Here is a 12,316-nt window from a genome sequence, read left to right on the forward strand (position 1 = left end):
ACCTAATAACATGTTGTTAGAACCATTCATTACAGCATGTTTAACAGCAACTTCATCAATTCTTTTGTTTAAGTTAGCTGCTTTACCATCAATACCATCAGCAGTAAGACCGTGACAAACTTTACACTCTGCTAAGAATACTGATTCACCCATCTCTACTAATCTATCACCAGTGATAGAAGCGTATTGAGCATTGTATTTAGCGTTGTGTGCAGCTGCATCTTCATTATACTCACCGATTTGAGAGTAAGCATTTACTGGATAACCAGCTACAAAATACCAGATACCCCAAACAGTTACTAAGAAGAATGACACTGCCCAACCAAAAGGCAACTCATTGTTATACTCACCAACACCATCCCAGTTCTCTTCCATAAGATCACCAGTAGCTGTATCAGTTTGCATTTGACGAACATACTTGATTACTACAAATACTGTAATAAGTACAAGCGCGATAGCACCAGCAACACCAAGTATATTAACGATATCACCATTTAAACCACCCTCAGAACCACCAATCGATAGATACGTTAGTAGTAACATTAGAGCCGTGAAGATAATACCACCAAGATAAAGCTTATTCATATATCTCTCCTATTTCTCTTTATCATCTGATATAGCTGATACCGGAGTATCAGTTATATCGTCTTTAAGTGCTAAATTGCCATAGTCTTCATAATCATGCCCATCTGAATCTTTTCTTTTTGTATATAGATGATAAATATATCCATATAAAACAACTACCAATAAAGTAGTTAAGATAAAGTAACCATAAGCTTGAAGTTGTGCAATATCCACTTTAAACCTTTACTATTTTAGACTATTCATGTAAGCGATAATAGCTACAATTTCAGGAATTTTTCCTGCAGCAACCATATCTTTTACATTTTGATCTTTCATATCAGCTGCAACTAATTTAGCTTCTTCTAAAGCCATAGCTCTAGCTTCATCTAAAGTAGCACCCATTTTAACAACTTCAGTAGACCCGTCTTTCATAGGTACTGGTTTGTTATATGGAACTGAGAACACGTTTGCAACAGTTAACATCTCTGCATAAGCAGTATCAACGTCAGCTTCGTTTTTAAACATCCAAGCATAACCTGGCATGATTGAACCTGGAACAACTGAAGCAGGATCTTTCATGTGGTTCTCGTGCCAGTCAGTAGTACGGTAGTTACCTACACGCATTAAATCCGGACCAGTTCTTTTAGAACCCCATAGGAAAGGACGATCATAAGCATACTCACCACTTAAAGAGTAGTGACCGTAACGGTCAGTTTCTGATTTAAACGGACGAATTAACTGTGAGTGACATGCATTACAAGAGTTCTTGATATACACGTGGCGTCCAGCTAACTCAAGAGTTGAATAAGGCTTAGTACCAACTAAAGGCTGTGACTGCTGTGCAAAGTTTGGAAGAATCTCTACTAAACCTGCAAAAGCGATTGTAACGAATACACCAACTGCGAAAAAGAACGGGTGTTTTTCTAACCAATGAAACATAATATAATCCTCCCTTTCTTAAGCGCCCATAGGCGAAGCGTTTTGTAGCTCAGACTCTTCAACAGGACGAGCAGACATAGTTTTGTAAATGTTATAAGCGAACATTAAGAAACCAACTAAGTATAGTAAACCACCGATTCCACGGATAGTATAGTATGGGTGTAATACAGTAACTGTATCGATGAATGAGTAAGCTAAGTTACCGAACTCATCGTGAGCACGCCACATCATACCTTGAGTGATACCTGCGATCCACATAGAAGTGAAGTATAAAACAACACCTACAGTTTGAATCCAGAATTGCGCAGCCATTAAAGACTTAGAGTAGATCTCACGTTTGAATACACGTGGAGCCATGTGGAAAAGTGAAGCCATAATCATGAATCCAACCCAACCAAGAACACCATCGTGAACGTGACCTACGATCCAGTCTGTAAAGTGTGCAATTGCATTAACTGATTTAATTGCTTGAATAGGACCTTCTAATGTTGAGAACATATAGAAAGTAGAACCAAGAACCATAAACTTGATTAATGGAGATGCCGCAACTTGTTGCCACTCACCCTTCATTGTAAGAAGCATATTGATCGCTGAACCCCAAGACGGAAGAATTAAGATTACAGAGAAAATTGAACCCATAGTCTGCATCCAATCTGGAACAGTTGAATAAAGAAGGTGGTGACCACCAGCCCATAGGTAAACGAACATTAATCCCCAGAAAGAAAGTAATGATAATTTATAAGAATAGATAGCTTGACCTGATTCTTTTGGTAAGAAGTAGTAGATCATTGCAACGATAGGCACTGTAAAACCAAATGCAACCGCATTGTGTCCATACCACCACTCAACTAATGCATCATTTGTACCAGCGTACATAGATACTGAGTGCCACCAGTTACCAATTCCACCTGAAGCGAAATAAGTAGGTACTTCCATATTGTTAAATAAGTAAAGCATTGCTATACCTAAGAAACATGCAATGTAATACCAAACTGAAATATATAATGATTTTTCACGACGGATACCGATAAGACCGAAGATGCTTAAACCAAATAAAACCCATACAACAACAACAGCGATGTCGATTGGCCATTCAAACTCAGCATACTCTTTTGATGTAGTAACACCTGCGAATAGTGAAACAACAACTGCTACAACTACTAATAGGTATAACCAAAAGTGTAATTTTCCTAAAAACATCAAAAAGCCTGACTCTGCCATTGATACTTTTAAAACACGCTGACCAACATAATACCAAGTAGCAAAAATACCACTTAGTGTAAAACCAAAGATTACTGCATCTGTGTGCAGTGGACGAAGACGACTGTAGTTAGTGTATTCCGCAAGACCCTCACCTAGAACTAAGTTTAGTTCAGGAAACGCTAGTTGAAATGCTAAGATTACACCGATTAACATACCAACAGCTCCTAAAAGAACTGTAGTTAGCATGAACATCTTTGCAACTGTATAGTCGTACTCTAATGGACGATTCTCCATATATAGCCTCCTTAAAGATTCAAAGCAATTATGTCTAAAAATTTTCCACAAATATAATTAGACTAATTAACGACAATATACTATCAACTAAAAAATTCAATAAATCTTAAATTCTATACTTTTTAGATATAAATTTGTAAATTTATTATCTTTTTGTTTACTTTTGTAATTTTATTTTATTTTAAGAAAAGAAGCAGAATAAGAAGAACTTATCTTTTGATAAGTTCTAAGAAGCTTGAGAATATGTATCTACTCTCTTTAGGTCCTGGTGAAGACTCTGGGTGATGCTGTACTGAGAATATTGGAGAGTCATTATATTTTAAACCCTCTATTGTATTATCAAAAAGGTTAGAGTGTGTAACTTCTGCGATTTCAATAATATTATCCGGTACATTATAGTTATGGTTTTGTGCAGTGATCTCAACTAGACCTGTTTTTTCATTTTTAACAGGGTGATTACCACCGTGGTGACCAAATTTTAGTTTATATGTATCATATCCGTGTGAGATAGATAAAAGCTGGTGACCAAGACAAATACCAAACATAGGAACTTTTGCAGATATAAGCTTTTTAATCTGCTCTTGCTCTTTTTTTAGAACTAAAGGATCTCCTGGTCCGTTTGATAAAAACACACCGTCTATCTCTTTGTTTGTATACTTCTCTATTAAGTTGTCTGCAGAAAAGTCATTAGGTATTACTTCAACTTCCAAACCTGCACTAACTAATTCATTTAATATGTTTCTTTTAACACCAAAGTCAATTGCTACTATTTTTGCTTTTGCTTCAGGTGCAGTTTCGTATTCAAATTCAACTTTTGAATACGTTGATTGCGTATGTTTATAAGCTGTTTTGGTACTAACTTGCTCGATGTAGTTTACGTCTTCAATTCTAGGACTAGATTCAAGAACTTTTTTTAGCTCTTCTTTATCACTGATCTCAGTAGATGCAATCATCATCATAGCACCCTCTGCTCTTAGCATTTTAGTAAGATATCTAGTGTCTATATCACAAATACCCATAACACCGTGTTCTTTTAAAAATGCGTCAAGTGAGCCTTCTGAACGAAAACTTGAATGGCGTTTTTGATACTTACGAACTATCATACCTTTAGCATGTGCTTTCGAGCTTTCCATATCCTGGCTATTTACACCTACATTTCCAATCTCAGGCATAGTAAAAGTTACAAATTGACCAGCGTAAGACGGATCACTCATAACCTCTTGATATCCTGTTAGTGATGTGTTAAAAACGATCTCACCTACTGATGTTGTATCTGCACCGAAACTGTTTGCCTCTAAATAAGTGCCGTTTTCAAGATAAATATATACTTTTTTTATATCTACCATTATTGCATTCCTCTCTTAGCCATCTCTTCACGATAAATTTTTTCATAAAGGATCTCAAATTCATCGGTTCCTGGAATATAATGCTTTTTATATGAACGAATCTTGTCCATTACAGCATCATCAACTTCGCTAGCATCTGCAATAAATGAAGTTATTGAGTTGAAAATGATATTTTTAATTCTGTTTTCTGAAACTTCAAAGTGAATCAAATCTTCTTCATACAACTCATCTAAAATTTTGTGCGATATATCAGAGTAACGCTCTTCATAATTTAGAATAACATCATATTCAGGTGCAAGCTTTTTCTTAATCATGAAGAAAAGTTGACGTTCATCAACAAGATTGAACTCTATCTCTTCTTCATTATCTTCACATATCTCGCGAACTTTTTCATCAAGTGCCATCTCTTTTTTAACACTTTCAGTTAATATTTTTTCAGCCTCACTGCTTACAGCTTCAAGCCCTTTGGTCATAGTAACTGCACCACTTTTATTTAAATCAACTGCTATTTTAGAACAAATATGGGGGATAGTTTTTAGCGAAATTTTCATGACGTTCAGCCTCAAAATAAATTAAATTCACGCATTTTACTATAATTTAGGTTAGAAAGTGTTTAGGCGAGATTATTTTGCTAAAAGAAGAGTTAATTCACTACCTTTTTTAGGATCCATTTTAGATAATATCTTCCCTACCGTTTTTGGTTTTAAAGATGATAATATGTCGGCTGCATCTTGCACTTCCATATCTGATAATATACTTGCGGCTGAGGCTGCTTTCATTTTTGCAAATGTTTGAGCAACTTTATCCATTTTAATGCTTGTAAGTTTTTCTAAAATAGCCTTATTTTCATCTAACATTTTTTTAATATTAGCTTCTTTTTCAGTGATCTCTTGTCTTTTTGCTTCAACTACTTCAGCTTCGTAATCGACTTTTCTTTTTTTATCTTTTAGCAGATCTTCAGTAGCATTTTTTAAAGCTTCCAAAGCTTGTTTTTGCTCATCTATACGTTCTAATTCAATTAAAAGTTCACTTTTTCTAGCTTTAAAAATCTCGCTACATTCAAAAAGTTTTTCACTTGTTTCAATAGCAAAAACATGACTTACAATAACTAAAAAAACAACCAATAATCTCATAAACATCCTCTTCTTTATCTATATTCTTTACCATAAGTCATAAGTGCAACTTCATCAAGATCTTTTGCCTCTTTAACTTTTAATTCTTTTTGATACTTCTTAATCTCTTCTAGATCTAAATATTTATACTTCTCGTACTCTATCATATCTTTTTTAAATTGGTTCTTAGCATCATCTAGTTGATCTCTTGCAAAATTAACCCAGTTTTTATTATTATCTATTAGATCTCTTTGACTTGAAAGGAGCCTTCTTGAAGCTAGAAGGTCGTTAATATTTCCAGAACTAGGCTGTTCTATATCTTCTAAAAATTCATATGAATTTTTTAATGCCTCTATAGCATTATTTAATTCAGCATTTTTTTGCTGAACTAGACGCTCACTTCTGTCCATTGTACTCTTTTTAAGTTTTACAAGTGGAGAGTAGCGCGTTTTCATTGCATCTAGTCCTTTGTTTTATAAAATGATTGTATCATCTCTTTCTGGTGATGTAGAAATTATACCAACTTTTGTTCTACTGATCTCTTCGATCGTTTTTACGTAGTCTTGTGCATCTTTTGGTAAGTCTTCAAATTTTCTAACTCCAACAGAGTTAGTCCAACCTTTAAAAGTTTTATACACAGGTTTTACATTTTCAAGATCAGCCGGCATATAGTCTATCTCTTGACCGTTATACTCATACGCTACACATATCTTAACTTCATCAAAACCATCTAATACATCTAGTTTCATAAGTGATAACTCATCTACACCGTTTAATCTACATGCATGACGAGTAGCAACTGCATCAAACCAACCACATCTTCTTGCACGACCTGTTGTAGTTCCAAACTCATGACCTTGTTCACCTAAACGCGCACCATCTTCTGTAAAATCTTCAGATGGGAATGGCCCATTACCAACACGTGTACAGTAAGCTTTAACAATACCTACTACTTTACCAATGTCTTTAGGGTTTATACCAAGACCTGTACAAGCACCAGCACTTACAGTAGAACTTGATGTTACATATGGGAAAGTACCGTGGTCAATATCAAGTAGTGTACCCTGAGCACCCTCTAATAAAACTTTTTTATTATCTTCATCAAGAGCTTTCCATAACATCTGAGTAGTATCAGCTATAAATGGAGCAAGTTTTTCTTTAAAACCTTCTAGCTCAGCTAGTAACTCTGCTTTATTTGGTGTAGCTATCTCAAAAACATCAAAAATAGCACGGTTCTCTTCAAAATAACCAATAATTGAATCAGCTAATTCACTAGGATTTAAAAGCTCGCCTACACGTACACCACTACGATTGATCTTGTCTGCATAAGATGGCCCGATACCTTTTCCTGTAGTACCGATAGCTTTATCGCCTTTTAGACGCTCACGAGCCTGATCTATTAAAGAGTGGTAAGAAAGGTTTAGGTGTGCTTTATCAGATATAAACAGACGACCCTCTAAGTTGTCAAACTGCTCCATCTCTTTTATTATAGCTTCAGGTGATAAAACAACACCGTTTCCTATTACATTGATAGCTTTTGGATTAAGTACACCTGATGGAATTAAGTGAAGTGCATACTTTACACCATCAACCCAAATCGTGTGTCCTGCATTGTGACCACCTTGGCTTCTACATACCATATCGTATTCACATGCAAGTGCATCTACTATTTTACCTTTACCTTCGTCACCCCATTGGATTCCAACTACTAAATCTGCTTTTGTTGCCATAATTATTGAACCTTCTCTTCTATTATCGTATCTGTATAAATTGCAAAACCTACCGAAGTTGTATCTTCGTTTTTATATCTTCCACCGCGTGCGTACACTTCATTATTTTTTATAACTCTGAAAAACAGTTCATCATAGTAAAGCATCTTTGCGTAATACATAGGTGCTAAAACACCGTTGTTACATGCTGAACCGTTACAAAGGTCTTTCATTTTAATAAGCTCAGGCTTTAACACATCAGGAATAATTTCTAAAAGTTCATCTACCTGCTCTACATGCTGAAGATATACAAGTTTACTTAACCAGTCAACTTTTAGATTTAAAAATTTCTCTATATTTAGATGTCTAAAGTCATCCAGACTCAATTCATCAAACATATCAACAAGAATATGAGGAATTTTCATATTACTTATTTGAGTCAGTGCATCTACTTCAAGTTTCTTAAAGATCTCATTTGAGATGTTTAAAACGTATGAAAGATCTTTTTCACCCATATACTCAACACCTATCTGATACTGCTCAGTAGTAGGGTATTTATATATTGGTTGAATATAAAACCATTTTCTCTCATCAGTGTTGCGTCCAAGACGTTTTTCAATAATACGAACAACATCTATAGTCGAATCTGCTCTAAGTGAAATTGGATTGTTTTTCTCATCATTAACACGTATAAGCTTGCGTTCATTTGCAATGCTTAGGTGTTGATGATATGAAAATAAAGGAGTTAAGATCTCTTCAAATCCTTCTGAGTCTAAAACTGTACTTGCTATAGATTCGATCTCTCTTTTTACTTTAGCACTCTTGCCAAAATAAAGTTTTGAGCCGTTTGGTATCTCGTGTTCAAGTATCATATCTTAATCCACACCTAAAAAACCGCTATTGAAAACTTTGTTTGCAGTTCCATCATATTCTCTTCTACCTAGCTTGTGAAGAGCCAACTCTACTGCATTAACAACCCATGCAATCTCATATGGTTGAATTAAACCCATTTGATTAATGCGGAAAATTTTACCTTTTAAATGATCCTGACCACCTGCTACATTAACGCCGTAATCTTCTTTTAGGATCTTTCTGATCTCATTGGCATTTTCATCATCTATAGTTGTCATAGATTTTGCAGCTTCTTTTGGATATATGTGAAGACCGATAGCTTCAAGTGCGCGTCTTACAGATTTTGCACGGCAAGCTGTCTCACCATAAAGTTTAGTTAAACCGCCTCTAGCTTCAATAGTTTCTAAAATCTCTAATAAACCGATAATCAAAGTTGTAGCTGCAGTATATGCAGTAGTATTTTGACGCTGCTTTTTGATCTCGCTTGCTAGGTTTAAGTAATAACCTTTACCCTCACCAATCTTTTCAATCGCAGCATTTGATAAACCTATGATTGCAAGTCCCGGAGGAAGCATAAGAGCTTTTTGACTTCCTGCAATTAGTGCATCAATATTCGTAACATCGATCTTCTCAACACCAACAGCAGTAATACCATCAGCAATGATCATAATGTTTGGATTGATCTCTTTTGCAGCTTTAGCTATCTCTTCTACCGGATGACGAAGTCCACCCGCAGACTCACTAATCTGAACAGCTATCGCATCGATCTCAGGATTAGCTTTTAAAACTTCCGTGATCTCTTCAACACTAACAGGAGTATCCCATTCATTTTTAATCTCTATAGAACCAAGTCCGTAAGCTTTTGCTATCTTTCCAAAACGCTCACCGAACTTACCGCTGTTTACATTTAAAAGCGTAGAGTGACACATGTTAATAACTGCTGCTTCCATAGCTCCTGTCCCGCTTGATGCGATCATAACTACTTCATCAGTTTTAAAAAGATTAAAAAGATGCTTACGCGTCTTTTCAAAAATAGCTTCAAATTCAGGTGTACGGTGGTGCATTGTCTCATCAGACATAGCATTACGAACATTTTGTGGTACTGGAGTTGGTCCAGGTGTAAAAAGTAACATTTAATTTCCTACTTACAAGTTTAATAAAAAAACCTCGTATTATATCAAAATATGTTTAAGTAACTATTATTAACCGCTTTTAGTTATGTTAAAATAGCAAAAAATTTAAGCCGTGAGTGTAAGGTTATATATGACAATATTAGATTCTATTATTTTAGGTATTATAGAGGGTTTTACGGAATTTCTTCCAATCTCATCGACTGGACACTTAATTGTAGCCAGTGAATTTTTAGGGATAAATCAAACAAATGTAACAAAAGCTTATGAGGTAATCATACAGTTTGCTGCCATTCTTGCCGTATTTTTTAACTACAGAGATAAATTCCATGTAAGTAAAATCCCACTTTGGACAAAAGTTTTTATAGCTTTTTTACCTATCGGAGCTATTGGTTATATATTTTCAGATCAGATAAAAGCAATGTTTAGCCTAGAAATAGTTGCTACAATGTTTATAGTTGGAGGAATTATATTTTTGCTTGTCGAGAAGTTTTTTATACCGCATGAGAAAACTATGCTTGATGATATAGAAAAAATAAGCATGAAACAAACACTATGGATCGGTTTTGCACAGGTTTTTGCACTGATTCCAGGTACCAGTCGTGCTGGTTCTACCATTATCGGTGCGCTCCTTGTAGGTCTTAGTCGTCGTGCCAGTGCCGAGTTTAGTTTTTTACTTGCATTTCCTGTTATGTGTGCCGTTACTGGCTACGATCTGCTAAAGCACTATAAAGAGTTTACTGATGAGTCGCTTATCACTTTGGGAATAGGTTTTATAGTCTCTTTTATAGTGGCTTATCTAACCATAAAACTCTTCTTGGTTTTTTTAGAAAAATTCACGTTTGTAGCTTTTGGAGTTTATAGAATTTTATTCGGAATATCACTTTTAATATTTTTTAACTAATGGAATATTTTTTGCTTGTTTATCCTTGACATTTGTCTATATTAGGAGGATATCATGCAAACTTTAAGCAGATATAACAACCAAATACAAAGTATTATAGAGAGATTAGAAGAATCTTTTTATGATTTAAGTCGCAAATTTTTGTAAAAAAAGCCTTATTTAAAATGGATTGATTATTGGCTATAACTCCAAGGATGGAGTTTTATTATAATGTTTTTATAATTTTTTTTGCCAGTGCAAGTGCTTTTGAGCGGTGTGATAACTTTTTCTTTATCTCATCATCCAACTCACCTAAAGTTTTATCAAAACCTAACGGTATAAACATAGGATCATAACCAAAACCGCCATCACCAATAGCTTTTGTTAAAGCTGTACCATACATCCAACCATGAACTGAATACTCTGCATCTTTTGTAACTATAGCTATTGCAGCAGTATAGTGAGCAGGACTTGAATCGAAACCTTTTTCTTTTATTGCTTCTATCAGTTTATACAGATTATCTTTATCGTTTGCATCTGCTCCAGCATATCTTGCACTATATATTCCAGGAGCACCATCAAGTACATCTACACTAATCCCACTATCATCTGCTATAACTATCACATCTTCATCATTCAGTGCTTTAAAAACAGCTCTTGCTTTTATAAGAGCATTTTCTTTGAAAGTATCTCCATCTTCAATTATTTCAAACTCATCTATAAGCTCACTGTACGGTACAACTTCATGATCTTCGCATAGTGCTTTGATCTCTCTTACTTTACCTTTATTCCCCGTTGCCAAAACTAATTTCAAAATAAAGCCTTTATTTATATCTTTTTATTATAATTTTGAAATTATACCAATCACATTTATATAGGATTCTTATGTTTAAAAAAGTAATGCCTCTTTCAATTATTCTCTCACTTAGATTTTTAGGTCTGTTTTTAGTTTTACCAATCATCTCTGTGTACGCATTGACGCTTGAAGGTGCCACACCGTTACTTGTTGGAATAGTTGTTGGTGGATACGCTTTAACACAAGCAATTTTTCAAGTTCCTTTTGGAAATATGAGTGACAAGATAGGACGAAAACCTACACTTTTAGTCGGTCTTCTTATTTTCTTGATAGGTTCACTTATTGCTGCATACGCTACAGATATATATACATTAATGTTAGGACGTTTCTTGCAAGGTGCAGGAGCTATCGGTGCTGTAATTACTGCTATGATATCTGATCTTGTTGAAGAGGAAAAACGTGCAAAAGCTATGGCAGTTATGGGTGCAAGTATTGCTCTTAGTTTTGCGATAGCTATGGGTGCTGGTCCAATTCTAGGAGCTAAATATGGAGTTGACACTCTATTTATTATAACTGCAGTATTATCAGTTCTAGCTATCATTTTACTTTTTACAAAAGTTCCTACACCACCTCGCATAAAACATACATATCATGAAAAAGCAAAAACATCAGATATACTAAAAGATCCAAACCTTTTAAATATGATCATCATAAACGCTATGCAAAAAGGTCTTATGACTGTTGCATTTGTACTTATACCAATAATCTTAACAAGTGATAGTTTTGGATGGGCTAAGTCAGATCTTTACATGGCATATCTACCAGCTATGGTATTTGGTCTTATCGCTATGGGACCAGCTGCCGTATTTGGTGAGAAGAAAAATAAACCACGCGAGATATTTTTAATCTCGATTGTATTATTTATAATCTCTTTTTTAATTATGGGACTTACAAATTCAAGTATGGTTTTTATAGTTGGTGTTGTTGCATTTTTTATAGCTTTTAATATGATGGAGCCACTTGTACAGTCTATGATCTCCAAGTTTGCCAAAGTTCATCAAAAAGGTGCAGCTCTTGGTATGTCCAACTCTGCTGCATACTTTATGACTTTTATAGGTGGTACTAGTGCCGGATTATTATTAGATATATCAGACAGAGAAGTGCTTGGTGTATCTATGGCTGTTCTTGCAGTCATTTGGTTACTTTGGACTTTTAAACTGCAAAACCCAACAAAACATTCCCATCTATTTATAAATCATGATCAAATTGATGAGACTAAATTAAATGCATTAGAGCATGAACATATCGCTGAGTGGTATATAAATGATACTGAAAATATTGTAGTTATTAAATATGTAAGCGATGCTATAAGCGAAGATGAACTAAAGTCTAAAATAATAATGTGACAATTTAGTTACATTTTTTTTACATTTTTTTATTTTAAAGTTATCTAATCAGATTTATTTTTGTACCGGTGTTTTAGGTATC

General features: G+C 34.7%; 14 protein-coding genes. 2 read left to right on the forward strand and 12 right to left on the reverse strand.

From position 1 onward, the window contains the following. From ABZA65_RS10405 to ABZA65_RS10455, 11 genes are all read right to left on the reverse strand, one after another. The coding region (locus ABZA65_RS10405) for a cbb3-type cytochrome c oxidase N-terminal domain-containing protein (protein ID WP_373073372.1) at positions 1–585 on the reverse strand (585 nt) is incomplete at its 3' end. 9 nt (positions 586–594) lie between these two features. Continuing rightward, a complete protein-coding gene (locus tag ABZA65_RS10410; RefSeq protein WP_373073374.1) occupies positions 595–798 on the reverse strand; it encodes a cytochrome c oxidase, cbb3-type, CcoQ subunit in 204 nt (67 codons plus the stop codon). 12 nt (positions 799–810) lie between these two features. Further along, positions 811–1,503 carry a cytochrome-c oxidase, cbb3-type subunit II gene (gene ccoO, locus ABZA65_RS10415; protein WP_373073376.1) on the reverse strand — a complete coding sequence of 231 codons (693 nt, stop codon included), beginning with the start codon at positions 1,501–1,503 and terminating at the stop codon, positions 811–813. An 18-nt stretch (positions 1,504–1,521) separates the two neighbouring features. Further along, a complete protein-coding gene (gene ccoN / locus ABZA65_RS10420) occupies positions 1,522–3,000 on the reverse strand; it encodes a cytochrome-c oxidase, cbb3-type subunit I (RefSeq protein WP_373073378.1) in 1,479 nt (492 codons plus the stop codon). Between the two features lie 209 nt (positions 3,001–3,209). Continuing rightward, complete coding sequence (gene carA / locus ABZA65_RS10425) at positions 3,210–4,337, reverse strand: glutamine-hydrolyzing carbamoyl-phosphate synthase small subunit (protein ID WP_373073570.1); 1,128 nt, start codon at positions 4,335–4,337, stop codon at positions 3,210–3,212. 8 nt (positions 4,338–4,345) lie between these two features. Then, on the reverse strand, positions 4,346–4,897 hold the full coding sequence (locus ABZA65_RS10430; protein ID WP_373073380.1) for a DUF507 family protein: 552 nt from the start codon (positions 4,895–4,897) through the stop codon (positions 4,346–4,348). 72 nt (positions 4,898–4,969) lie between these two features. Further along, the gene (locus tag ABZA65_RS10435) at positions 4,970–5,479 is read right to left on the reverse strand and encodes a magnesium transporter MgtE N-terminal domain-containing protein (protein ID WP_373073382.1); all 510 of its coding nucleotides are present in this window, start codon (positions 5,477–5,479) and stop codon (positions 4,970–4,972) included. Between the two features lie 14 nt (positions 5,480–5,493). Next, positions 5,494–5,913, reverse strand: coding sequence for a flagellar export protein FliJ (locus tag ABZA65_RS10440; protein ID WP_373073384.1), 420 nt, complete (start codon positions 5,911–5,913; stop codon positions 5,494–5,496). Between the two features lie 18 nt (positions 5,914–5,931). Beyond that, positions 5,932–7,188, reverse strand: coding sequence for an adenylosuccinate synthase (locus ABZA65_RS10445; RefSeq protein ID WP_373073386.1), 1,257 nt, complete (start codon positions 7,186–7,188; stop codon positions 5,932–5,934). 2 nt (positions 7,189–7,190) lie between these two features. After that, on the reverse strand, positions 7,191–8,039 hold the full coding sequence (locus ABZA65_RS10450) for an ATP phosphoribosyltransferase regulatory subunit (protein ID WP_373073388.1): 849 nt from the start codon (positions 8,037–8,039) through the stop codon (positions 7,191–7,193). A gap of 3 nt (positions 8,040–8,042) precedes the next feature. Next, positions 8,043–9,152 carry an alanine--glyoxylate aminotransferase family protein gene (locus ABZA65_RS10455; protein ID WP_373073390.1) on the reverse strand — a complete coding sequence of 370 codons (1,110 nt, stop codon included), beginning with the start codon at positions 9,150–9,152 and terminating at the stop codon, positions 8,043–8,045. A 130-nt stretch (positions 9,153–9,282) separates the two neighbouring features. Here ABZA65_RS10455 and ABZA65_RS10460 point away from each other — a divergent pair, with 130 nt between their 5' ends. Next, positions 9,283–10,053: an undecaprenyl-diphosphate phosphatase gene (locus ABZA65_RS10460; protein ID WP_373073392.1), complete on the forward strand. Its 771-nt coding sequence runs from the start codon at positions 9,283–9,285 to the stop codon at positions 10,051–10,053. 205 nt (positions 10,054–10,258) lie between these two features. On the opposite strand, the gene rdgB is transcribed toward ABZA65_RS10460, so the two are convergent. After that, on the reverse strand, positions 10,259–10,846 hold the full coding sequence (gene rdgB, locus ABZA65_RS10465; RefSeq protein WP_373073394.1) for an RdgB/HAM1 family non-canonical purine NTP pyrophosphatase: 588 nt from the start codon (positions 10,844–10,846) through the stop codon (positions 10,259–10,261). A 71-nt stretch (positions 10,847–10,917) separates the two neighbouring features. On the opposite strand from rdgB, the gene ABZA65_RS10470 reads away from it, so the two are divergent. After that, positions 10,918–12,234 carry an MFS transporter gene (locus ABZA65_RS10470; protein WP_373073396.1) on the forward strand — a complete coding sequence of 439 codons (1,317 nt, stop codon included), beginning with the start codon at positions 10,918–10,920 and terminating at the stop codon, positions 12,232–12,234. The last annotated feature ends 82 nt before the right edge of the window (positions 12,235–12,316 follow it).

Origin of the sequence: Sulfurimonas sp. (assembly GCF_041583195.1) — a bacterium.
Taxonomy (GTDB): domain Bacteria; phylum Campylobacterota; class Campylobacteria; order Campylobacterales; family Sulfurimonadaceae; genus Sulfurimonas.